The organism is Vibrio sp. 1402, assembly GCF_033340275.1.
Map to the genome: position 1 here is coordinate 402,337 of NZ_JAWOWE010000002.1, position 23,630 is coordinate 425,966.

Consider the following 23,630-nt stretch of genomic DNA (forward strand, 5'->3'; position numbering starts at 1 on the left):
AAACATGCTTTTAGTGGGCTGTTACATAGACATTCTTGCGGTAGTACGACGACTCAGGGTTTGTCAGTTCGTAGCCGCCCACGTAAGGCTTGATGAGGTATTGATCGTTACCCGGACGATAAATAGGAATAATGGCCATGTCTTCAATCAGCATGCTTTCTGCTTGTAAATACAGTTCTGATGGGTTGCTCATGGTCTTTGAGCGAGCCATTAACTCGTCGTATTGCGGGTTGTTATAACGAGAATCGTTGTACTCACCACTAGAAACGAAGATATCCAACCATGTAGAGGCTTCATTGTAGTCGGCCGTCCAGCCGCCGCGAGTAATGTCGGTCGGCTCTTTAAGTGCGTAGAACACTTTCGGTTCTAGCTGTTTTATCGTGACTTGCGCACCCAATCGGCTTTTCCACATGCCTGCCATGGTGGTTGCCATTTTTACGTCCATCGAGAAAGTTGGTACGGTAAACGTTAACTTAAGCGGATTGCTTTTATCGTATCCAGCTTCTGACAGTAATTGCTGCGCTTTTTCGATACGTTTATGGCGGTTCCAAGTTGCGAACTCAGGAGTGTGAGATTTAAAACCATCTGTTTGAGGTGGCACAAGGGTATACATTGGAACCCCACCGTTTCTCAAAATAGCACTCGTTAACAGTTGACGGTCAATGGCATATGAGAGGGCTTTACGAACCCGAACGTCTTTTGTTGGCCCTTGTTGAGTGTTGAGGTAATAGAATGTGGAGCCAAGAGACGCACTGGTGCTTGCCACCTCTTGTGGGCGTTGTTGAATTAACTTTTTCTTCTGAGCGGCAGGAATGGAAACCGCTTGGTCTATCTCACCAGCTAGGTAGCGGTTTAGCACTACGTTTGCATCACCAATTGGTAGCCAAGTGACTTTTTCCAGCACTACATTGCTTGCGTCCCAATAATGTGGATTTTTAACCATCACCAGTTTTTCGTTAACTTTCCATTCAGAGACAGTAAACGCACCATTTGTAACGATATGCTCAGGCTGGGTCCAACGGTTGCCATGTTTTTTAACGGTCGCTTTGTGAACGGGGGCAAGCACTGGATGACTTAATAGTTTCGTAAAGAAGGGAATAGGCTCTTCGAGTGTTACCTGGAATGTTTTTTCATCCAGCGCCTTCACGCCCAAAGACTCAGGCTCGGCTTCGCCCTTCATAATCGCTTGCGAGTTTTCGATATTTGGAATGGCCGCAAACCAAGCGTAGGGTGAAGCAGTGCTTGGATTCAGTAAGCGTTGCCAGCTGTAGACAAAATCTTGTGCAGTGACCGTTTCGCCATTTGACCATTTTGCATCACGTAAGTGGAAGGTATAAACCGTATTGTTGTCATTGACTGACCAAGACTCAGCAACACCAGGAATGGTTTTACCTTGCTTATCTTGAATGACCAGACCTTCAAACAGGTCTCGACCGAGATTAAAAGCGGGCTCTGCGGCTTGCTTGGTTGGATCAATAGAAGTAACTTCAGCTCCATTGTTTAGCGTAATTTCTTGTGTCTCATCGAGGGTCACACCTGCGGGATACGGCGCGGCATAGCTTGATGTTGCCAGTATTGGACTCATCATCGACGCTAATAAAAGCAACTTAGGTAATTTCATCCTTGTCTCACTCTTTTCATCCTGAAAGATGCCAAAAATGTATATTGTATAAATTGTCTACACAATCGAGTTTTAACATTACTGTAACAGGGTGTCAGGTGTTGAGCTGTCTGGTCTCAAAAAGTGAGCTAGGGGAATTTCTTTGAAGATCTGATATCAAGTTGGCATGACGGGAAGTAATTTTGCTTCGATACAAATTAAAATCCCCTTCAAACACAGGCTAGAAGGGGAAGATAGTCAGTCTCTCTTCAAAAGGCACGACGTTAACTGACTAGGAAATGTTTCACGAACTCAGTGATTTTGACCATATCACTTACCGCGATAAACTCTTCTGTCGTGTGTACTTTTGCCATGCCAGTTGAAAGGTTGACCGTTGTGAGACCTTTCTTGTTAAAGTTGTTGGCATCGCTACCGCCGCCAGTGCCTTTTGTGAAGGCGTCAATTCCCAACTCTGAAAACGCTGCTTTTATAGCGTTTACGTGTGGGTGGTTTTCTTCAATAACAAAAGCGTCGTAGGCTCGGCTAGATTCAATTTCGACTTCTGCACCGTGTTTTTTACAGACAGACTCTAATGTTGAGATCATATGATTGACCTGAGCATCTAGTTTATCGCCATTCAGGGAGCGTGCTTCTGCCACGATTTTTAATTCAGGCATAACAATGTTTGTGGCCTGACCGCCGTTAACCATACCGATGTTGGCTGTCGTTTCTTCGTCGATGCGCAGCAGCTTCATTTGGTTGATAGCATCAGCCGCCACCATGATCGCACTGATGCCTTCTTCTGGCGCAAGCCCTGCGTGTGCTGGTCGACCTTTGATTTTTGCCATGATCTTTTGCTGGCCTGGGGCTGCGGTCACAATGGTGCCAATAGGGCCACCCGTATCTAACACGATTGCTTCCGTTGAAGTGACGTGTGACATATCGAAGTATTGTGAACCGAATAAACCGCCTTCTTCATACACGGTGAAAGCAAGTTCTAACGTTTTGTGCTCACGGTTTTCCGCTTGAATACAACGAACGGCTTCCATGATGGCAGCAATACCAGATTTATCATCGCCACCGAGAATCGTATGGCCTTTTGAACGGATAATGCCGTCTTCGATGAGTGGCTCAATGCCAATACCTGGAGTGACCGTATCCATATGACAGCTCATTAGGATAGAGCCGTCTTTTTTGCCGTCTAAACGGGCGTACACGTTAAAACCGTTAGAAATGTGCTCAGGCACTGGAAGCTTGTGCACGGTAAAGCCTAGCTCGCCTAGCTGTTCTGCCAGTGTTTCTGCAATTTGTTTTTCGTTTTTTGATTCGCTGTCGATACGTACTAGTTGGCAAAAGTGTTTAACTAGGCGTTCTTGATTAATGTGTGTCATTAGATGTCTCTTTTTCTGATCGAGCGTGAAGCCTTGTGGCTCGGCTCGATAGGGAACAGAGCACCACTTATGGCACAGTTACTTTTGAATAAAACTGAGGTGAATCAATAAAGGGGTATCCATGACACGATTCTGACCGATGAGTCTTTCGAACTGTATGAAGCGTCACGAAACATTACTTTTGATGTTTTGTAGGACCAAATGAATGAAGCAGATAGAAATAGGGGGCAATAGGCTTTCTATCCCTCTTTTACTTTTTGAGCTACGTTGCCAAGATAAAATGCCAAGGTAACAACTTGTTTACATTTTTTGTGTTGGCGTAAAGCCGAAAATATCAATCTAATATATTGAAAATAAGCAGTTTGTTTGATGTTTACGAAAGTGGATTCGATGTGTCCTCTGTGTGTAACATATATTTTACAATTAGGCGTAAAAATCGCCAAGATAAAGATTTCTCCCCACGTATTCCAATTTCTCAAGACCTGCGCCAAGTTAGAAAAATAAGTCCAAACAAAAGCTACTGAGACAAGGAGAAAGTCATGGTTGATGCATACAACCCACTAGGAACAGACGGATTTGAGTTTGTTGAATATACCGCTGCAGACAACAAAGGCATTCAACAGCTTAAAGATCTGTTTATATCGTTAGGTTTTGCGGAAATCGCAAAGCATCGCTCAAAAGAAGCGTGGTTATATCGACAAGGTGACATTAGCTTTATTGTGAATGCGCAGCCGCATAGCCAAGCTGAGGGATTCGCCAAAGTTCACGGTCCGTCGGTTTGTGGCATGGCATTTCGTGTGAAAGACGCCACCGTTGCTCTGGCGCATGCGTTAGAGAATGGCGGTAAAGAATATAAAACGGAAATTGGGCCGATGGAGCTAAGCATTCCTGCTATTTATGGCATCGGTGAAAGCTTGCTTTATTTTGTCGATCGTTATGGAAAGCAGAGCATTTATGATGTCGATTTTCGTTTTTATGATGATGCTGATGAGCGTTTATCAAAAGCGAATGTTGGTCTTTACGAAATCGACCACTTAACGCACAACGTTAAGCAAGGCAACATGGATGTCTGGTCTGGTTTCTATGAGCGCATTGGTAACTTCCGCGAAATTCGTTATTTCGATATCGAAGGTAAGCTGACAGGTCTTGTCAGCCGTGCGATGACCGCACCTTGCGGCAAAATCCGAATTCCTATCAATGAGTCGTCAGATGATAAATCACAGATTGAAGAGTTTATCCGTGAATACAATGGCGAAGGTATTCAACACATCGCATTGACCACAGACGACATCTACGAAACGGTCAAAACCTTGCGTGAGCGAGGCATGGACTTTATGCCAACACCAGATACTTATTACGAGAAAGTCGATCAGCGTGTTGAAGGCCACGGTGAAGATGTAAGCAAGCTTCGTGATTTGCAGATTCTTATTGATGGTGCGCCAACGAAAGATGGCATCTTGCTACAAATCTTTACTCAAACCGTTATCGGCCCTGTGTTCTTCGAAATCATCCAACGTAAAGGCAATGAAGGCTTTGGCGAGGGTAACTTTAAAGCGTTGTTTGAATCGATAGAAGAAGACCAAATTCGCCGAGGAGTATTGAGCGATGCATAAATGGATCACATTCCCTCAACGGGAGGGAGTGTGCTCTAAACAAGCGCATGCTGACTTCCCGGAAGAGGCAATTTATGAACGTGAGGCAGGTCGAAGTGGCTTCTTCGGCCCCGCAACACATTTTCATCATCAACATGCCCCAACGGGGTGGTCTGAGTGGGAAGGCGAGCTACGTCCACGAGCATTTGATTTTAATCTAGTCGAGAAAGCCAGCCATATTACCCCTTGGGCAGTCCCGCATCTATTACACAACGCGAATTGTAAAGTTCGTGTTTGGCGTATGGATGAAAAAATGGACTTCTTGGTGAGAAACGCGGATGGCGACGAACTGCTATTCATCCACCAAGGTACGGCAGATCTCTACTGTGATTATGGTCATTTGAAAGTGAGCGAAGGGGATTATGTCATGATCCCGCGCTCAACGAGCTGGCGTTTAGAGCCAAGCGAGCCGATGTTCATTCTGATGATCGAAAATACCGATGCGGCTTATACATTGCCCGAAAAAGGCATGGTTGGAAACCACGCGGTGTTTGATCCAGCGGTTTTAGAAACGCCGTCGATCAACGATCAGTTCCGTGCTCAATATTCTGAGAATCAAACACAGGTTCAGGTGAAACGCCACGATAAAGTCAGTGTTATCACTTACCCATTCAACCCGCTGGATGCGATTGGCTGGCATGGTGATTTGGCGGTAGTAAAAGTGAACTGGCGTGATATTCGTCCACTTATGTCACATCGTTACCATTTACCGCCTTCTGCACATACTACATTTGTAGGAGCAGGATTTGTGGTGTGCACCTTCGTTCCTCGTCCAATTGAAAGTGATCCTGGAGCGCTCAAAGTACCGTTCTACCACAACAATGACGATTATGACGAAGTCTTGTTCTACCATGCAGGTGATTTCTTCAGCCGTGACAACATTGAAGCGGGTATGGTGACATTCCATCCAGCAGGATTTACACATGGCCCTCACCCAAAAGCTTTCAAAGCAGGGCGAGAGCATAAGAAGACTTTTACCGACGAAGTCGCGGTCATGATTGATACGCGTCACGCACTTCAGTTTTCGGATGAGCTGGAAAAAGTAGAAAACAAAGAATACGTCTATAGCTGGCAAGAGAAGTAAGAGGCAAGGATGAAATTAGCAACCAAGAAAAATGGCACTCGTGACGGTTTGTTGATGGTCGTGAGCAAAGACTTAACGCGCTGCGTACCTGCGACAGAAATTTTCCACCCTATGAACTTAGCACCGACGATGCAGGTGGCACTTGATAACTGGGATACGCTAGCACCACAACTGGAAGAGCTATACGTTGCACTGAACAATGGCACGGTTGCAGGGTATGAAGAGTTTGAAGCGCACTACTGTGAGTCGCCGCTTCCTCGCGCTTATCAGTGGGCTGATGGCAGTGCTTACGTAAACCACGTTGAGTTGGTTCGAAAAGCTCGCGGCGCTGAAATGCCAGAGAGTTTTTGGACGGACCCGTTGATGTACCAAGGAGGCTCTGATGCCTTTATTGGACCTTGTGACAACATCGAGTTTGCGAGTGATGAATGGGGTATTGATTTCGAAGGTGAAGTTGCTGTGGTAACTGGTGACGTACCAATGGGCGCGAGTGTTGCAGAGGCTCAGGAGTCGATTCGTTTGATCATGCTGGTGAATGATGTCTCACTGCGTGGTCTAATTCCGGCAGAGTTAGCTAAAGGGTTTGGTTTTTTCCAATCTAAACCTTCTTCTGCGTTTTCTCCTGTGGCAGTAACACCTGACGAACTAGGCGATGCGTGGTACGAAAACAAAGTGCATTTACCACTGGTCTCGACCTACAACCACAAGCCGTTTGGTCGCCCAAATGCGGGTATCGATATGACGTTTGATTTTGCAGACTTAATTGTTCATGCGACTAAAACGCGCCCGCTATCTGCTGGGGCAATTATAGGTTCTGGCACGGTATCTAATAAGCAAGGCACCGAACATGGCACTTCGATTGAGGAGGGTGGTGTTGGTTATTCATGTATCGCGGAAGTTCGCATGATTGAAACCATTCGTGATGGTAAGCCGTCGACTAACTTCATGTCGTTTGGAGATTCTATTAGATTGGAAATGTTCGATGCGGATGGCAACAACATATTCGGCTCGATTGACCAACAAGTTAGCCAATATCTCAAGCACTAACAGTGCTGGTTGGGAGACGATATGAGCGATAGCATGATTTTATACGGATACTGGCGATCATCGGCGGCATATCGTGTGCGTATTTGCTTGAATCTTAAAGAGTTATCGTATGATTCAAAATCGGTACACTTGGTGCGCAATGGTGGCGAACAACATAGTGACGAGTACCATGAGTTAAACGCTTCTGAACTGGTTCCTTTGCTGGTGGATGGGGAGGTTCAGTTAACCCAGTCACTGGCGATCATTCAATACTTAGAAGAACACTACCCGGATGTCACTGTGATCCCCGAGCAAACGCCGCTTCGATACCAAGCGCTAGCTTTGGCTCAGGATATTGCAATGGAGATTCATCCCCTGAATAACTTAAGAGTTCTACAGTATTTAGAGGGGGAGTTAGCTTGCGAGCCAGAGCGCAAAGTCGCTTGGATTCATCACTGGATCCACAAAGGTTTTACAGCATTAGAAGAGAAACTTCAGAAGCATCGTAAACTAAATGGTGATTGCAAGTTTAGCCTGACAAGCTCGCCATCTATTGTCGATATTTGTCTGGTACCACAATTTTATAACGCACAACGCTTTGGTGTAGATACTTCTCTTTATCCAACCATTAACGCTGTTGTGCAGTCATGCAATCAACTGCCAGCTTTTATTGATGCGATGCCAGAGAATCAGCCAGACGCTAATAGTTGATTCTTAGCATACATAATGTATTAACAAAATTTAAACGAGCCAATCCAAGTGTGTGATTGGCTCGTTTTTATTGGTGAGCAAAATTTTCTGTTTCTCGCTATCGTCGTGGCGCCTCAAAATTGCGAGGTTTTGTTGCTCTGCATAACATTTCCATTTACGCTTTGAGCAACGAGTTGTTTTGGATGCACTTTATTTATGACCAACATTTTTATCATTGTTGTTCTTCTGGTTTTATTCTTCTTTGTTATTCAAAAGTACGTGATTAAGCACGATGACACGCGTGATTATCCTTATCGCTCGAAAGGCCCTCTGCTCAGAGGTCAAGAGGGTGCGTTCTATAATGCGTTAAGAGCGGCGGTCGGGGAGCATGCCGTAGTATTCGCGAAAGTAAACATGTCCAGTTTGGTTACGCCAAAAGAAATCAAAAATAAGAAGCAGTTTTTTGTCGCGAACAATCGTATATCTCGAAGCTATTTTGATTACGTTATTTGTGACCCAAGGACACTAGAGCCGCGCGTTATCGTTGAATTGGATAATGGGCAGGAGCTAAACAAGGGTAAGATAGAAAGACAAAAGTTATTGATTCATGTTTGTAAGACGGCCAACCTGCCTTTAATCGGCGCTTCGATAAAGCACAGTTATCAAGTTGGGCGATTACGTCGTTTGCTTGCGGCACACATTGATTTGATTGAGCCCGATAAAGAAGTGCGCTTTTGCAAAAAATGCGGCAGTCCGATGATCATTAAAACCGCAAGCCAAGGTGAGTTCAAAGGGAGACGTTTCTTTACTTGTAGCCGTCAGCCGAATTGTACATACACCGAAAATTATAACGTTGTGTTTGAGGCGGACGACTAAACACGACAATTAACCTGCAGAAATAAGGGGCTTTGATTAGAGATGATCAAAGCCTTTTTTGTATCTGTCCTCAAGGCAAGACCTATACTTTGAAAAAGAGTGCAGAATAGGGCAGCCATATGCGATACGGATGGATTTTGTCAGCATTGTTCATCGCATCTAATGTTAGTGCGATACCTAATTTGAAACCACTGGAGTGTGAATTGACAGAGACACCCCAAGATCATTTCTTGTTTTACCGAGAGCAAATGATTTACCACAGTGAGCAGTTTGTCATATTTCAAAACTTCAAAGGCAGGGTGAGCACTCAAGTGGACGTCAAAACAGGAGAGTTGATTCGTACAACCTATATCGGCGAACCATTTAAACCTAAATATCAGATTTTGTTCGGCACTTGCCCTAAGGTATCGCAAACCTTACAGATTTGGATGCTCAGTGAAGTGCCTTACGACAATTAAGTGAGATAATAAAAGTTATATAGATCACACTTTTAAACCCTGCAGGCTCAGTCCTTGTCGATAAAATCATCTGAAAACGCGTGTTGAGTTTACATTTTCGCCAAACGGTTCAAAGTTGGTAAATTTGTGCTTGCACCGTCGTTCGCTTATAGCTAATATCCTCGTCGTTCCAGAGAAATGCGTCCGTAGCTCAGCTGGTTAGAGTATCGCCTTGACATGGCGGGGGTCGGTGGTTCGAGTCCACTCGGACGCACCATTCTGAATTGAATGGTTAGGAACATAAAAATTTGGGTCCGTAGCTCAGTTGGTTAGAGTACTACCTTGACATGGTAGGGGTCGGCGATTCGAGTTCGCCCGGACCCACCAAATTTTAGAAAAGCCCACCTTTTGGTGGGCTTTTTTGTGTCTGTAATTCATTAATACTCAAATAAAACTACTTCTTTTCTTGTCCTTGTTTTTGCTCTGCGTTAGCCCCTTGTTAAAGATAAAAGCGCACTACCTGATCCGCAACACAACCTCAAAACCCTAAATGCCAATGCATAAGGTGCATACGCTTCAAACCCACTAGAGCCGTCTATAAATTGTGTTGCGTGCCACTTGCTGTGGCACTAGAGACACTGACTACTAATCTAAATTATCTGGCGTGTGAAGATTAGTGCCGCATATTGTACATTTGTAGTCACCAGTCGCTTCGCCTTCCATTAATGAGCCAATTATTGCTGCAAATAGACCAGAGAAGAAACCTTTAGCTTTTTTCTCGGTCTTTTCCTGTGCTTTAGAGAAGCTTTCGTACCGATGTAGCGTTACTTCTTTACAATTACAGCAAAACGCTCTTGTCTCTTCAGAACCGTACATTTTTACCAATTGATTTACTCCCTGTAAGTTAATTTCCCCAAGTGGCGTTATGTTCAAGGGTAAGTCACACAAGACTGGTGTGTGACTTACCCTAAACACTAAAACTAACGTAATGTAAAACACCACATGTTATGAATGATTATTTAACGCCTTGTTATCCGAGCTTGCTAACTCTGCTGATTGAATAGTTGTGGCAATAAGCTCTTCAAACAGCTCTAATTGCCCAGCAGGTATCAATTGATTTTGTATAGCTTTTCGTTTGTTTGAGTCAAATAGCCGCTCTGTTAACCAACCAATTAGATACATCAGTGAAAGGCAGCCACCGGCCGTCGCTACATTACCGTCTATAACGAGAGGCAGATCCTGAACATCTCCTCCCATACTTTGTAGAACAGCCTTTGCATCTGGGTTTGTTGTTAATCGCTTGCCTTCTAGTAAACCGAGTTCATGGAGGATGAATGATCCCGCACAAATCGAACCTATTAGCTGCCTATTTGGATCAAGATTCAACGCTGACATAAATTCAGCATCTTTTAAAGCGGCTGGAATACCCCGTTTGCCGCTTGTAATAAGAACGACATCTTGATTCGTCACCTCAGAAAGGTGTCCGTCTGTTTTAACTTTCATACCGAGGTGGGAATGATGTTCAGATTTAGTTCCAAGTATACTTACTGTCCAACTGTCGGTTGTGCGCCCTAGCAAGTCATACATAAGAAAGAAATCGACATCCGTGAAATCATCAAATAAAACAACGCCGATTTTATACATAACATTTATCCTTTTGGACTTACTCGTAAGTCGCAAAATGTGTAGTAGGAGGGGAGGGGCATTCAATACGCAAGCTTCTGCTGAGCACCTTAAACACCAAAGGCGGTGCAAACTAACAATGCCATGTGTACCAAATCCCTATTATAAAACTTTGTTATGTTTGTTTTATGAGCCCGCCCAGAAAAACTCAACCCTAATACCACTTGGGTCGTAACACATTAAATGTTTTGCGGGTCCTGTTTTAACAAGCTCGGGACCAAACTCAATTTCGATTCCCGACGCCATAAATTGATCACGCAACTCATAGAGTTGCTTCTCAGTCTCTACGAGTAAAGCTAAGTGATGCAAACCAATATTCGTTTTTCTGTCAAATGGAGTGGCGGCATCAGCCTTAGCCGCCCATAGCGTAAGCATGATATGCCCATCACTCACAAATATTGCCGGGTAGCCTGGATTTCTTTTTACTTCACTCCAACCTAATTGTTCAGTGAAAAACTTCGCGCTTGCTTCTAGGTTAGATACGGTTAAACCTACGTGGTGTATGCCTTTTGTTAACACAGTCACTTTGTTTCCTTACTCGTTTTAATGGCTATCAAACAAAGATAACTCGATAAAAAGTAAGCATCAATACACATATATTGATTAACTTCGTCAATCTATTCGAATACGGTAATCCAACTGGAAACATAACATTGTAAACAAGAAACCCAATCTTGAACTAAAAATTAAACTTAGAGTTCATTCTTAAGTACTGTATTAATCAAATGCATTAATAGCCATAATATTTAAGCCAGCCTATAGGGCATATCATTCCATTAAACGTTTGAATGTTCTTATTCAAGCTAACGTCTTCCAATTTGTAACAGTGAACAACATTACTAGTCGAAGTAGATGCTGGTGTTGAATACGTCACAGGTTTAGAAGCGTTTGCTTTATGTATTTCATGTGCTCGCTGCTGGTCTATCGCCGCTTGATTCTTATGATTGTTAACTTCTCGCAATCCAGATTCTAGGGGTAGGTGCCAATCCTTACATGTTGTTCCTAAACCATCATTCTGAGACTGATATTCTGATAACGCTACACGAGCTTCATTTACCGACTGATCGATATCGGACTGATCGACTAGCCAAGTAGAAAAAGAATAGTTAATGGCCTCTCGATAGTTTACCGATTGCTCTAAGCTATAAGCATCGGAATGAAAACAGGCCTCTACCACTGCCCATTGAGTCGATAGGTTTGATAATACGTTTTCAGGTATAGGCTGTAGCTGGCTTTGCGTAGACTGGCAACCGGCTAGAAGAAAAGGGACAGGGAGTAGTTTTAGAAAAAATTTTTGGTTCATTTTAATCTTAAAATTAATGCAATCTTTTTCATTATCATAATACAGGACGATTGAAGAAAGTAGCATTTCTATCAGTAAGGGAATGTGGCTAACGCACTGATAAGGTGTGAGTAAAGCGATATCAAAGCCCTCAACACACCTTAACTACGAATACTACCGCATAACAAAGATGCTATGCGGTAACGGTAGTATTCAGGCTTGAACAGTTTGTCGCACGTTGCTCTCGCCTGACAGCACGGAAATTCTCTCAAAATCTCGACTCGGGAAGTCAGGATCTACGTACACAAACATACGACTTATCATTTTTCCTTCAAACTCAAATACACTACAAAAACGCCCTGTGGAAACTTTGTTGTCCGGCCAAGAGGTACCATCACTCATTACGCCGCCTTCCTGTCCTTCAACAATGACCTTGTTTCCAGCAGTCGTTATTTGAAAGCCGTCTATGTCGTGCCAGATACTAATCAACGAGCTACCAATCCTATTGCCAAACTCCACTAAGGCACTCTTTCCTTTCGCTTGCCCAAATTTAGGAAAGAAAAAATCAACATCCTCTGAGAATAGATCCAGATAGCTAGGATCACCGGCATCTATTTTCTCGAAATACTTAACTACTAGCCCAACTAAATCGTCTTTTTCCATAATTATTTCACACCCATATAAGCTTTACGCACAACCTGAACGCTTGCATCTTAAACACAGAGTACATTTAAACTGAAATTGCCAAGAGTTGCGAATCTTATTGAAGTGCTTTGTTAGATGTAATCCGTTTAGCCTACGTATACACCATTGAAGTACTCGACGCGTTCTAACGTCATTCTTAACTTACATTCTTCAATCTGGACACCTTGCCAGGGTGAGGGCGTGGAAGACAGGCCCGTAAACTCACATTCGGCGTCTCTGTATTTTAGCCAAGCTCTTTGGGCCTTTCGAAATGGCTCTACCAGTTCGGTCTGAGACCATGTTTTCCTTAGTGCTTTTTCTTCCTCACCTATTCTAGCGATTGCTTCCTTGTAACTTTCGTTAAGCTCTTTATCTGCAGATTCCATTTTCTTTTCTACACACTGATAACCAGCCATAACGCCACCGCCTTTTACTTTGCAGGGATCTTCAACATCAGCAGAAGCCAAGCAAGGTAAAGAAACCAACGCAAATATCATAAGTAATTTGTTCAAAATTGCCTCCAAGCTCCGAGTGCTTGTTAAACCGTTATCAGCTATTTTTCCTTTTTAATCATGCAGCTTTTTGTCTGTGCCTTCAAAGATAAAATAGAAGGTTAGTGATTCTAGTGCCTAAATAGAAGGTAAAAGAGATTGATACACGGGTTAAATGACGCCTTAATCTGAGTTACTTTTAGTGGGCGTTTTGTATCAATCTTTTCTGTGGAATCATTAGTTTGATGGCGTCTGAGGATGTTAATATGACTCCCATTGAATTTATTATCGCCCTGAAACACCTAGGTTGAATTAAGTGGTGACTATTCCCCTCCAATCATGAAGTTGGTTCAAAGGTAGGGCGATAAATGTTGCGATTCGTAATAAAAATTTATGCCAAGTGCAGTTCGCTATCGCGGCTTATATTGAGTTGGGCAATAACCTCTAATGATGTCTGAGTTTCGTAGCTTGTTGTGTTTTGTATTGCGCCCCGAAACCCTTTTACGCCACAATTTAAAGCTACTTGATTTGAGCCGGCTACGCATAAACTGAATCACGTCGGATTCATTCAAACCAAATTGAAATTCGATAGCCTCAAATGGGGTGCGGTCTTCCCATGCCATTTCTATTATTCTTGACTCAGTTTCCGAGGTCAGTTTCATTTCAAATAACCTATTTTAGAAAAGACATTGTTACGACGGAAATTGAGTCTTGGTTCAAATGTTCTTATATGCGTGCTTAGTGTTTAGCGACTTAACACCTACAAAAACTTCTCAATGAGGACTTCGTCTACGTATTTCCCACGAACTTTTGCATGCTTCTTCGCGGTCCCTACGATTTCGAAGCCTTGTTTGAGATAGGCTGATAACGCTCGCTCATTATCGCTGCGAACGTACGCAAATAGTTTTTCGTAACCCTTTTGTTTGGCTACTTCGAATGTCGATTTGAAAAGCTGTTTAGACACACCTTGGCCACGAACACCGTCACTAACAAACGTACCAATTATGCCAACATGGTCAAAAGCTTTTGTATATTGTGCAAAGGGCTCGATATTTTGGAAACCAATGACTTGTGAGCTATTTTCGGATAAAGCGACTGTAAACACGCCCCGTTCTGGGAAATGAGTAATGAACTCTTTTTCTTCTTCAGGTGTGAAAGGCGTATCTAATACAGTGTATAAACCTTCAATAATGATGGGATTGAGGACGTTTGTAATGCCTTCAGCATCACCTAAAGTTACCTGACGTACAATTAAATTCATGCCACTTAGCTCCTATTAAAATTAGGGCTGTTTTGTACATGAGTTGGAGAATTGCGGCAACAAGTAACGTCATTAAGTCGTAAAGAATATACCTATTACACTTAAGCGGCGGTTAATAGTGCTGATTGTTACTTTAGTATTTCTGATATATCACTTTTTAAGTGACGGCTTAACTTCTACAGAATATTTCCACATCACGATCCCGTTTTCTACAAGATCATAACTCGCGCTTTGACCCTCGGAGTTGAGAACAAATACCGGCAATTCCATCCTTGACGTAGCGCCATCTCGGTTGCATGACATGGTAGCTTCAAGCTGTATACTATTTTTGCTCGGTTCTGAAAGGGTTCCTAAGTACGTGCAGCCGTCGACAAAACTGGTTTTGCTTTTTCCTTTAGAGGATATTTCAAAAGTCGGAAAAATGAATGTTGATTGAGGCTCTGTTACTACCACATTGACTTGATAGTTCGTCGCTGAAAAAGCATTGAAATGAGCTCCAAGCATAAGTAAGAACAAGATTTTTGATTTCATAAACTCTTCTTTATTTCGATATTACTAGTTTGGTTACGGCGCTATTAACGTGACCACTTAATCTAAAACTTTACTGCGGAAGCATTAAAAAGGATACAAAGGTAGAGTAGTTGAATATGGTTAATCGGCCGTAAATAGTTTTATTAAGCGATTTTACATACCTAAAAGAGGTAAGTTCTTTCGCTTTTGATAGGTTAATGCTAATTCTAAACAGGTCTTGATTGAAGCTTCTGGCAAAGGTGCTGATAAAGATAGAATTATTGCTCGATTACCCTGAAACTCAAGTGAGTCACTATACAGTTCGCGGAATGTGTCGACGAGCTTAGTTTGGCAATTAAAGAACAGATAATAACGACTAGGCGTTTTCTGTTTCCAATCCATCCTTACCGGGCTACCTGTTTTCACACTGTAGCTTGGCTCTCCCCATTTTAGAGATTCTTCAACTTCCCCCAGTTTTAATTCAGAAGCGATAGTTAAGACGATATTTCGTAGCTCTTCTATCCGAATACGCACATGTTTTGGATACTCATCAAATCTTGCCTTCACTGCATGGTTCATTGGTATCTCCTATAAATAGCGCTGTTTTGGGGTGAAGCCCAAGCGTACTTTGGCTATGTAGCAATTACGTCATAATGTTATTAATCAATAAATCTAGCACATAGCCAAAATACTAAGCGTAAGGGTTTCCCTCGGTTACGTTTAGGATGCTCTGGGTGAAAACATGATGATTGACATGCCAAGCATAGCGACAGAAACCCCCACTATGTCCCAGAGCGTTGGTCGAACGCCGTCGATACACCACAACCATAGAATTGCGACAAAAATATAGACACCACCGTAAGCAGCATAAACTCTGCCAGTAGCGGTAGGATGTAAAGATAGAAGCCAAGCAAACATAGCAAGGCATAGCGCTGCCGGTACCAAAAGCCAAACTGACTTATCTTCCTTTAACCAGAGATAAGGTAAGTAGCAGCCTAATATTTCTGCAATGGCGGTTATAAAGAAAAGCCCAATGGTTTTGACTTCAGTCACTTAAACATTCCTATCTTTATCTACAAATATATGATGCTGGTTAAATGGGCAATTGCTCGGCTCATTACATTTCGCCCAGCTTAATCTTGGATTGAGCCTCACTCACGGTTTGTTTACCGAATAACAAATCCATCATCGAAATGATTCGTTTGTTGTCTTTACCCCATTTATCTGGATTCGCGCTGTTTGGTGCTTTAAATTCAACTTGTCCTACTTTTTCGTTATTTTTGTAGGCTTTGATCTGAGCATCAGCGATAAATGTTCTAAAATCCCAGCTCCAGCGTGATACGTAAGTAAGTGTTAGCTCAGAGCTAACAGGAGGCGTGCCGTCGCTTACGACTGTGCATTTATGGGCGGTATCCAAACACCAGTCTTGCATCGAATCTAAGAAAACATCTCGCGTGGCGTTGTCTTTTACGATGGTGATTTCCTTGCTCTGATTTTCTTTCGAGATTGTTTCTACCGTATACTTTGGTGCCGCACATGCAGCTAATAGAATAGGCAAGCTTAGAATGATGAGTTTTTTGTGCATCTTATGTCTCTTTTTTTTAAATTTATATATTCAAACAACTTCAAGATACTGAGTTCAACGAGAATAACTAACAAGCATGGCAACTGTTATTAACAAAACCTTTAGAGTAGAAGGGTTTGTTTCGGGAGTATGCCAATGTCTCGATGCAAAATAATTAGTAAGAGATTGCTATTGCGTTATGTTAACTCTTGAACTTATGTCCCTATCAATGTCCAGAATTCTTCGCATTGAAGTTTTTGAAGTGCAATTCTAACGGAATTTTAAATTGCTGCATAATGCTCAATTAAGAGGAACAGGGGAGCTTATCGTTAAACATAACGTGTAGTGCTGTAAATTCGTCCCTAAGACTAAGCTAAAAGGGCCTAATGTTTTAAAATAGCTTCTTGTCTATTCTGTTGTGTGAGTTTTCAATGTTGTCTCATACTAGCCACTTAAAAGAGCGCTGTAAGAACTCGTCTGCATTATCAAGGACGATTTCACCGTGAGCCATAACCAATATATTAGGTTTCCAAGACAGCAATTTATTTAAGTGTTTTCGAGCCTCTTGTTTGCTAAACATAAAACTTAGGCGCCAATCCAAAGGCATTTTTCCATTCGGAGCAAGAATACCGGCCCCTTTAGCCACAAACCGCTGCCAGTAGTTAAAGTCCTGGCCAGAAAAATTCTCGACAAGGTCAGTAACAATTAAGGTCTTTGAAAGTCGATGATAAAACACACACTCTTCCATTAATGGAGAGCCAGAAAATAGTTCTTGTTCAATCTCAGAGTTCCAAGCATTACCGCCTTGGTTAAGTGAAGCGTGAAAGTGTATATCACGGCACTTCTTAATGACTTCATCTGTGCCATAAACTTCTGCGCTAGGATAGGCAAATACCCATTCAGATAAGAACAAGTGGTGTAAATGATTAGGAGCGATTAAGTATTTCACTTGGCCTAGATTGTTGATTTGCTCTCTAATCGAATTTGATAACTTAATTGGACTATGAATCCAAAGGCCACCATCAGAAAGCCTAACAATAGTCATACGAGTGGTGTATGGGAGTCCTAAAAATTGGACGGGATCTCCATCAAATATCCATATCTCATGGGCTAACTTTTTCATGTCTCTCCAACCGTTAACACTGTATTAAGGCGGCATTTAAGTTACTCAAAAGCTGCCTTGCTGCACAATAAACGCTTCGCTAAGCGTAAACCAAAAATATTAGGTTTACCAAACCCTTATTGAGTGCAGATGTATATCTTTGAGTGTTTTTATACTGAACGGACGTAAAGTCGTTTTAAGAGGATCATTTGACTTGATAGAACAAAACCCCGCTATTTTTGAGCAGGGCTTTGCAATTAGATAAAGGGGCTAACCGATGATGAAGAAGAAAATCGCGGTTGCAACAATACCAATCAACGCATAAGGAAACTGTGTGGTTGCGTGTTGCATTGCTGTACAGCCTGAACCTTGTGCAGATAACACGGTTGAGTCACTAAAGAAACAAGAGTGGCTCCCTGCCGCTGATGCTGAAAGCAGCGCTGCAACGGTTAAGTGTAGGGGCACACCAAGCTGTTCGCCCAAAGGTAGAACAATTGGCATCGCTACTGCAAACGTTCCCCAAGACGATGCCGTTGCAAATACCAACGCGCCCGTAATCATAAAGATAATCGCCGGGAAGTAAGACGCTGACAGGTAAGGGCTGACGGTCTCAATGACATACTGCGTGACGCCCAATGAGTCGTTGACCGATTTCAACATGAAACCACCAATAACGGTCGCAAGCGGCAGTAGCATAACCTTAATGCCATCATAAACAGCTTCGAACATGTCGTTCATCGAGATCAGTTTTTGTGCGCCGTAAAAGCTAATAGTAAAGATTAACGCGACGAAAACACCAGCAAGTAGATCGATACCAAAATACCAACTTGCGGCAACAAGTACGATCATTGGTAACAAGAAGTTGACAAGGCCCATGGTTGGGTTGGTATGTGCAGAGACATCGGGACCAAAGTCGACATCTGTTGCACCGTCTGGACGAACTTGACCATTCTTCGCACGCTTTTCTGCCTTTTTCATCGCGCCTAGATCTGGGATCTTTTCCATTGCAACCAGCAAAACAATCACCAGCGTTACCCAGCCGTAAGCCATGTATGGAATAGCTTCAATGTATGCTTTGATACCATCTCCCGCTTCTGCTACTCCGTTTGCTTCTAGCAAAGAACTGAAGAAAATTGCCCAAGTGGAAATTGGTACGAGGATACAGATAGGTGCGGCGGTTGAATCCACAAGATATGAGAGTTTTTCACGCGAGATTTGGTAGCCGTCCGTAACTTTTTTCATTGAGGAAGAAATTGCAATCGCATTCAAATAATCGTCGATAAAGATCAGAATACCTAAAGCAAAGGTCATCAGCATCGATTGCTTACGGCTTTTTACTTTCGTGACTAGCATGTCGGAGAAGCTCAAGATACTGCCGCCTTTCTCCAAAATAGCAATTAGGCCGCCCATCAAACCACAAACGAGGATGATCCAAGCAATAGTTTCATCCATCATTACACTCATGGAAATATCAACAATCTGTTCTACCGCTTCAGTTGGGTTAAGCAGAAGAACACCGGCAATAGCGCCGCTAAAGAGGGCTTCCACAGTTCGGTGTGTTGTCAGCGCAAAGACCAATACCAACGCCGTTGGTAAAAGACTCATCCATCCGTAGGCTTCGCCTTCCTCATGGTTCAAACCGATTGTGGTAAAAAAGACAAACGTCGCAACCGAGATTAAAGAAACAATAATGTGTTGAGAGTTGATTTTAAGAGGCGCATCCAGCGCCTTGGTCTGCGTAGTCATAAAGTTCATTTCCTTTGTTTATGCCGAGTGCAACATCCAGTCGATTTCCAATGGAGTAATCGCTCGCTCAAATTCTGCGAGTTCACTCTGTTTGCAAGCTAGATACAAATCGATAAAATCTCTTGAGATGTATTGAGCCAGCTCACTGTGCTCCAGTCGCTCTAGAGCTTCTGACATACGCAGAGGTAACTCAATTGCATCATCACTGAGAGTCGGTGGACATTGATCTTTGGTGTAGCTTTCACTCGCTAATACTGCGGAAAGTACTACTGCAGCGAGAATGTATGGGTTAACGTCAGCGCCTGCTATACGATGCTCTATACGGCGATTTTTGCTATCGCTGATAGGCACACGCAACGCAACACCGCGGTGGTTTTCTCCCCAATCGGCTTTGGTTGGGACGTAAGCGCCAGGAACAAAGCGACGGTAAGAGTTAACGTTAGGACAGATTAGGGCCATGGCATCGGATGTTTGTGACAGCATCGCTGCCATGGTTTGATAGAAGAAGGCGCTCGCTTGACCGTCTGGTTGGCTAAAGTGGTTGTTACCATCTGTATCAACCAAGCTGAGGTGAATGTGCATGCCATTACCCGCTTGCTCACTAAAAGGTTTCGCCATAAATGTGGCGTCAAATCCGTGCTGATGAGCGACCTGGCGAATCAAGCGTTTTGCGATGATGATTTCATCACATGCTCGAAGCACATCTTTAGAATGGTTGAAGTTGATTTCGAACTGCCCTGGTGCCGATTCAGATAGGGCTCCGGAAGTGTTTAAACCTTGTTCTAATGCAATTCGATTAAGGTCGGCCAAGAAATCAGCGTAGTCATCTAGTCCATCAAGGTCGTAAACCTCGGTATCTTTTTCTCGAGTTTTTTTCGTGGGGTTAATTGCCGTTAATGGTTCGCCATTTTCGCCGCGGGTTTTGTCTATTAAATAGAACTCCAGCTCGAGCGCGACGCAAGGATATTGGTCTTTAGCATGCAGTGTTTGCAATATAGAAGCGAGAATGTTTCGGATGAACAGTGGGTTAGGGTGCTGCCCGGTTTCATCCATCATACTAAGCAGTAGCTGACCAACTTGTTCTTTTGCCGTCGGCATTAAGGTGCCGCTGATTGGATAGCAGAGATTATCTGGTTCTCCGAGATCTTCTCCCAACCCGGCTGTTTCAACGACGTTACCTTTGGTATCTAGGGTGATGGTCGAAAGGGGGAGGGCAACACCTTTATTCAGTTTTTCTAGAGCATCTATCGGGATGCGTTTTCCTCTTGGGGTGGCATTTATATCGGTAAAGATGAGATCGATAAATTCAATATCGGGCCATTTTTGTTTAAAATTTTTTACTTCCTGTAGATACGATTCCATTTTCTTCTCCAAATAGCCTGACGAGTAGAAATTAGAAATAACCAAATTAACAAATAAATTACAGTACTCTGAGCGAGTTGTTTGTTTTTTAGGTTATTTTTAATTTAAACATGCACTTACACTGTGTTTTTGATGTTTAACGGCTGGTTTTTATGTCTTTCTGTTAACTATTTTGTAACAGTTGGTTTTGTTTTGTTCAATATAATGAGCATAAATATTCAGTTTTGAAGCCTAAAAAGTGCGTAAGATCACGTTGTGACGATAATAATGGTCATCTGTGTTGATAATTTTGTACATGGTTTGTAGGGTTTGTGTTAAATAAATTGAACACGGACATATCATGGCAGATACACACAAACCCATCATTGGTGTGGTTAGCTGCGCTAAAGAGTTGGGTGGCTATCAGATACAAGCGGTCAACGACTTTTACCTTCGCGCCATAAAGGATTTTGGAGGACTACCGATTATGTTGGCTCCCGACATGTCGGGCGATGACGTAACCACCATCCTAGACATATGTGATGGTTTTCTTTTTCCTGGCAGCCACTCTAACGTTGCGCCACATCGATACAATGCAACGCACGAAGAGAGCTACAAAGATGAAGCTCGTGATGAGCTCTCATTCACGTTAATTCGTCATGCGGTTGACCAAAACATTCCGTGCCTTGGTATTTGCCGCGGCTTTCAAGAGATGAATGTCGCACTTGGTGGCTCGTTAAACCCAGCCGTTCATGACTCCGGCTTCAATGACCATCGTGAAGCGCCTGTTGAAGATTTCGAACAAAAATACGCGCCAGCACACTCTGTACTAGTTCAAAAGCAGAGCTTATTTGAACAATGGCTGGTGCAAAATCATTGGGAAAATACCACCTTCTTTGAAGTGAACACACTACACAACCAAGGCGTCGATCAGCTTGCTCCTCTATTACAAGTAGAAGCTAAAGCCCCGGATGGCTTGGTAGAAGCATTTAGTCTTCCTAATCAAAAATTTTTCGTTGGCGTGCAGTGGCACCCAGAATGGGAAGCAAAAACCAATCATTTCTCTCAAATTTTGTTCAATGAATTTATGATGGCTACCTCTCGTTAAACGTTTGGAGCTGTATGAATGGACAATCAAGAGATTGGTAAAAATATTGTTCAGTTACGAAAAAAACATGGATTGTCACAAAGGGAACTAGCCGAGCGCGCAGGTATTACCCACAGTGCAATCTCATCCATTGAAAATGGCAAAGTGAGCCCGTCGGTCAGCTCACTACAAAAAATCGTTAATGTATTTTCTTTATCGTTATCAGAGTTTTTCACTTTTGAACAACCTTCGAACGATGAAGTGAAAGTAGTCATCAAGCCGTCAGATCTTGTGGAAATCGGGAGCGAGACGGTGTCCATGAAACTGGTAACGAATGGCGACAAAGATCAAGTCATCGGATTCTTGATCGAGGAATACGCACCTTATGGAACCACTGGTGCGGCAGAAATCAAACACGAAGGCGAAGAGATTGGCACCGTATTAGAGGGCGAAATCACTCTGGAATATAAAGGGCAATCTCATGTCATAACAGCGGGCGAGTCGTACATTATTGATACGACGAAGCCCCATCGATTTACAAATCACACAGACAAGGCTTGTCGAATGATAAGTGCGCATACGCCAACCACATTTTAGTGGGGGCTTGCCTTGTGTGATCACAAGGAGAGCGTATGAAAACCCAAGAGCAATGGATTGAACTAAAAAACAATCTAAACATCGAAAACAGGGCGTACATTAACGGTGAATACAGTGCCGCTTTAACAGGGCAAACCATCCCGGTAGTTAACCCAGCAACAGATGAGATATTCACCGAAATCGCCCGTTGCCAAAATGAAGATGTTGATCTCGCGGTTTCATACGCTCGCCAAGCATTTCAATCCGGTCAGTGGAGCGAGAGCAGCCCAGCTCATCGCAAAGCAGTGCTTAAACAGTTTGCTGACTTGATTGATCAAAACCAAGAAGAATTGGCTCTGCTAGAAACGCTTGATACCGGTAAGCCTATCTCTCACAGCTTCTCTACCGATATTCCTGGTGCGGCGAGTGCATTACGCTGGTACGCAGAAGCAATCGACAAAGTATACGGCGAAGTTGCCCCAACTGAAAAAGATGTACACGCTTTTATTTCTCATCAACCAATTGGTGTGGTTGCTGCGGTTGTACCGTGGAACTTCCCCCTTTGGCTTGCGTGCTGGAAGCTTGGCCCTGCTTTAGCCGCTGGTAACAGCGTGATTCTAAAACCGTCAGAGAAATCTTCTCTCACCGCGATATTCCTAGGTCAACTTGCTTCTCGAGCGGGCTTACCAACAGGCGTTTTCCAAGTCGTTACGGGTTTTGGTCATGAAGCTGGCGACGCGCTGGCGAAACACCAAGACGTAGACTGCATCGCCTTCACAGGCTCGACGCGCATTGCAGGTCAACTGATGGTCAGATCGGGTGAGAGCAACCTAAAGCGTGTGTTTGCAGAAGCGGGCGGCAAGAACGCGAACATCGTGTTTGAAGATTGTGATGATTTAGATCGCGCAGCAGCAGAAACCGCCGCAGGGTGTTTCTACAACCAAGGTGAGGTGTGCGTCGCGGCAACCCGCCTGCTTGTTCACGAAAGCATCAAAGATCAGTTCTTAGAAAAAGTTATTCAAGCGTCGAAAGCGTTCACGCCAAAAGACCCAATGGACCCAAGTTCATCCATGGGAGCGCTTATCGATCAAGATCATAAATCAAAAGTGTTGGAATACATCTCGTTAGGTGAATCAGAAGGTGCAAACGTACGTTGTGGCGGCGATGTCGATGGGCAAGGTGCATTTGTTTCCCCAACCATTTTAGACAACGTCGACAACAAGATGCGTGTCGCTCAAGAGGAAATTTTTGGTCCGGTGCTGTGTGTCATTCCATTCAAAGACGAAGCGCAAGCAATCGAGATCGCTAACGATTCGAAGTACGGCTTAGGCGCGGCACTCTGGAGTAGCAATATCAACCGCGTTCATCGCGTAGCAAAACGACTGCAAGCCGGCTCGGTTTGGGTTAACAACTACAACGAAGGTGACATGACGGTTCCATTTGGTGGATTCAAAATGAGCGGAAACGGTCGAGACAAGTCTCTCCACGCGATTGAAAAATTCACCGAAACCAAAACCACTTGGATTCGCCTCCATCCTTAAGCCTGC

At 43.4% G+C, this 23,630-nt stretch carries 26 protein-coding genes and 2 tRNA genes; 11 read left to right on the forward strand and 17 right to left on the reverse strand.

The window, feature by feature from the left end; translation table 11 throughout:
• Window positions 1-10 precede the first annotated feature (10 nt).
• Both R7044_RS05255 and R7044_RS05260 read right to left on the reverse strand, forming a co-directional pair.
• On the reverse strand, window positions 11-1,621 hold the full coding sequence (locus tag R7044_RS05255; protein WP_225455395.1) for a peptide ABC transporter substrate-binding protein: 1,611 nt from the start codon (window positions 1,619-1,621) through the stop codon (window positions 11-13).
• A 263-nt stretch (window positions 1,622-1,884) separates the two neighbouring features.
• Complete coding sequence (locus tag R7044_RS05260) at window positions 1,885-2,991, reverse strand: M20/M25/M40 family metallo-hydrolase (protein ID WP_086046697.1); 1,107 nt, start codon at window positions 2,989-2,991, stop codon at window positions 1,885-1,887.
• 539 nt (window positions 2,992-3,530) lie between these two features.
• Here R7044_RS05260 and hppD point away from each other — a divergent pair.
• From hppD to R7044_RS05300, 8 genes are all read left to right on the forward strand, one after another.
• Window positions 3,531-4,604 (forward strand): 4-hydroxyphenylpyruvate dioxygenase, encoded by a 1,074-nt coding sequence (gene hppD, locus R7044_RS05265; protein WP_005377835.1) that lies wholly within the window; start codon window positions 3,531-3,533, stop codon window positions 4,602-4,604.
• Window positions 4,597-5,727, forward strand: coding sequence for a homogentisate 1,2-dioxygenase (locus R7044_RS05270; protein ID WP_005377834.1), 1,131 nt, complete (start codon window positions 4,597-4,599; stop codon window positions 5,725-5,727). Before hppD ends, R7044_RS05270 begins: the two co-directional genes overlap by 8 nt.
• A 9-nt stretch (window positions 5,728-5,736) precedes the next feature.
• Window positions 5,737-6,774 carry a fumarylacetoacetate hydrolase family protein gene (locus R7044_RS05275; RefSeq protein ID WP_025766743.1) on the forward strand — a complete coding sequence of 346 codons (1,038 nt, stop codon included), beginning with the start codon at window positions 5,737-5,739 and terminating at the stop codon, window positions 6,772-6,774.
• 21 nt (window positions 6,775-6,795) lie between these two features.
• A complete protein-coding gene (gene maiA, locus R7044_RS05280; protein ID WP_005377832.1) occupies window positions 6,796-7,464 on the forward strand; it encodes a maleylacetoacetate isomerase in 669 nt (222 codons plus the stop codon).
• Between the two features lie 195 nt (window positions 7,465-7,659).
• Complete coding sequence (locus R7044_RS05285; protein ID WP_005377831.1) at window positions 7,660-8,319, forward strand: DUF2726 domain-containing protein; 660 nt, start codon at window positions 7,660-7,662, stop codon at window positions 8,317-8,319.
• A gap of 119 nt (window positions 8,320-8,438) precedes the next feature.
• Window positions 8,439-8,777, forward strand: a complete 339-nt coding sequence (locus R7044_RS05290) for a hypothetical protein (RefSeq protein ID WP_053350401.1) — start codon at window positions 8,439-8,441, stop codon at window positions 8,775-8,777.
• A 179-nt stretch (window positions 8,778-8,956) separates the two neighbouring features.
• A tRNA-Val gene (locus R7044_RS05295) sits at window positions 8,957-9,033 on the forward strand.
• 33 nt (window positions 9,034-9,066) lie between these two features.
• Window positions 9,067-9,143, forward strand: a tRNA-Val gene (locus tag R7044_RS05300).
• Window positions 9,144-9,401: 258 nt separating this feature from the next.
• On the opposite strand, the gene R7044_RS05305 is transcribed toward R7044_RS05300, so the two are convergent.
• The 15 genes from R7044_RS05305 to R7044_RS05375 all read right to left on the reverse strand — a co-directional run bounded on the left by R7044_RS05305 (window position 9,402) and on the right by R7044_RS05375 (window position 20,441).
• Complete coding sequence (locus R7044_RS05305) at window positions 9,402-9,632, reverse strand: hypothetical protein (RefSeq protein WP_005377829.1); 231 nt, start codon at window positions 9,630-9,632, stop codon at window positions 9,402-9,404.
• Between the two features lie 129 nt (window positions 9,633-9,761).
• Window positions 9,762-10,400, reverse strand: a complete 639-nt coding sequence (locus R7044_RS05310; protein ID WP_005377828.1) for a DJ-1/PfpI family protein — start codon at window positions 10,398-10,400, stop codon at window positions 9,762-9,764.
• Window positions 10,401-10,565: 165 nt separating this feature from the next.
• Complete coding sequence (locus R7044_RS05315) at window positions 10,566-10,964, reverse strand: VOC family protein (protein ID WP_005377827.1); 399 nt, start codon at window positions 10,962-10,964, stop codon at window positions 10,566-10,568.
• A 205-nt stretch (window positions 10,965-11,169) separates the two neighbouring features.
• Window positions 11,170-11,742 (reverse strand): hypothetical protein, encoded by a 573-nt coding sequence (locus R7044_RS05320; protein ID WP_225455396.1) that lies wholly within the window; start codon window positions 11,740-11,742, stop codon window positions 11,170-11,172.
• A gap of 192 nt (window positions 11,743-11,934) precedes the next feature.
• Complete coding sequence (locus tag R7044_RS05325; protein WP_005377826.1) at window positions 11,935-12,384, reverse strand: nuclear transport factor 2 family protein; 450 nt, start codon at window positions 12,382-12,384, stop codon at window positions 11,935-11,937.
• 128 nt (window positions 12,385-12,512) lie between these two features.
• Window positions 12,513-12,902 (reverse strand): lysozyme inhibitor LprI family protein, encoded by a 390-nt coding sequence (locus tag R7044_RS05330; protein ID WP_042522523.1) that lies wholly within the window; start codon window positions 12,900-12,902, stop codon window positions 12,513-12,515.
• 404 nt (window positions 12,903-13,306) lie between these two features.
• Window positions 13,307-13,558, reverse strand: coding sequence for a TIGR03643 family protein (locus R7044_RS05335; protein ID WP_005377824.1), 252 nt, complete (start codon window positions 13,556-13,558; stop codon window positions 13,307-13,309).
• Between the two features lie 98 nt (window positions 13,559-13,656).
• Window positions 13,657-14,157 carry a GNAT family N-acetyltransferase gene (locus R7044_RS05340; RefSeq protein WP_025766738.1) on the reverse strand — a complete coding sequence of 167 codons (501 nt, stop codon included), beginning with the start codon at window positions 14,155-14,157 and terminating at the stop codon, window positions 13,657-13,659.
• 150 nt (window positions 14,158-14,307) lie between these two features.
• Complete coding sequence (locus tag R7044_RS05345; RefSeq protein ID WP_158156250.1) at window positions 14,308-14,688, reverse strand: hypothetical protein; 381 nt, start codon at window positions 14,686-14,688, stop codon at window positions 14,308-14,310.
• A 153-nt stretch (window positions 14,689-14,841) separates the two neighbouring features.
• Window positions 14,842-15,246: a DUF1801 domain-containing protein gene (locus R7044_RS05350; RefSeq protein ID WP_017633973.1), complete on the reverse strand. Its 405-nt coding sequence runs from the start codon at window positions 15,244-15,246 to the stop codon at window positions 14,842-14,844.
• Between the two features lie 141 nt (window positions 15,247-15,387).
• Complete coding sequence (locus tag R7044_RS05355; RefSeq protein WP_005377819.1) at window positions 15,388-15,720, reverse strand: YnfA family protein; 333 nt, start codon at window positions 15,718-15,720, stop codon at window positions 15,388-15,390.
• Between the two features lie 64 nt (window positions 15,721-15,784).
• Window positions 15,785-16,252, reverse strand: a complete 468-nt coding sequence (locus tag R7044_RS05360; RefSeq protein ID WP_005385757.1) for an Sbal_3080 family lipoprotein — start codon at window positions 16,250-16,252, stop codon at window positions 15,785-15,787.
• A 418-nt stretch (window positions 16,253-16,670) separates the two neighbouring features.
• The gene (locus R7044_RS05365) at window positions 16,671-17,354 is read right to left on the reverse strand and encodes a DUF4336 domain-containing protein (RefSeq protein WP_149191835.1); all 684 of its coding nucleotides are present in this window, start codon (window positions 17,352-17,354) and stop codon (window positions 16,671-16,673) included.
• A 249-nt stretch (window positions 17,355-17,603) separates the two neighbouring features.
• Window positions 17,604-19,079: a Na+/H+ antiporter NhaC family protein gene (locus R7044_RS05370; RefSeq protein WP_005377816.1), complete on the reverse strand. Its 1,476-nt coding sequence runs from the start codon at window positions 19,077-19,079 to the stop codon at window positions 17,604-17,606.
• Between the two features lie 18 nt (window positions 19,080-19,097).
• Entirely contained in the window at window positions 19,098-20,441 is a 1,344-nt protein-coding gene (locus tag R7044_RS05375; protein WP_053306915.1) for a glutamine synthetase family protein, read from the reverse strand.
• Window positions 20,442-20,781: 340 nt separating this feature from the next.
• On the opposite strand from R7044_RS05375, the gene R7044_RS05380 reads away from it, so the two are divergent.
• Genes R7044_RS05380 through R7044_RS05390 form a run of 3 tightly spaced genes read left to right on the forward strand, consistent with a single transcriptional unit; the run spans window position 20,782 to window position 23,624 of the window.
• Window positions 20,782-21,528: a gamma-glutamyl-gamma-aminobutyrate hydrolase family protein gene (locus R7044_RS05380; RefSeq protein WP_225455397.1), complete on the forward strand. Its 747-nt coding sequence runs from the start codon at window positions 20,782-20,784 to the stop codon at window positions 21,526-21,528.
• A gap of 18 nt (window positions 21,529-21,546) precedes the next feature.
• Window positions 21,547-22,104, forward strand: a complete 558-nt coding sequence (gene puuR, locus R7044_RS05385) for an HTH-type transcriptional regulator PuuR (RefSeq protein ID WP_005377813.1) — start codon at window positions 21,547-21,549, stop codon at window positions 22,102-22,104.
• Window positions 22,105-22,139: 35 nt separating this feature from the next.
• On the forward strand, window positions 22,140-23,624 hold the full coding sequence (locus tag R7044_RS05390; protein WP_054577889.1) for an aldehyde dehydrogenase: 1,485 nt from the start codon (window positions 22,140-22,142) through the stop codon (window positions 23,622-23,624).
• Window positions 23,625-23,630: the final 6 nt, after the last annotated feature.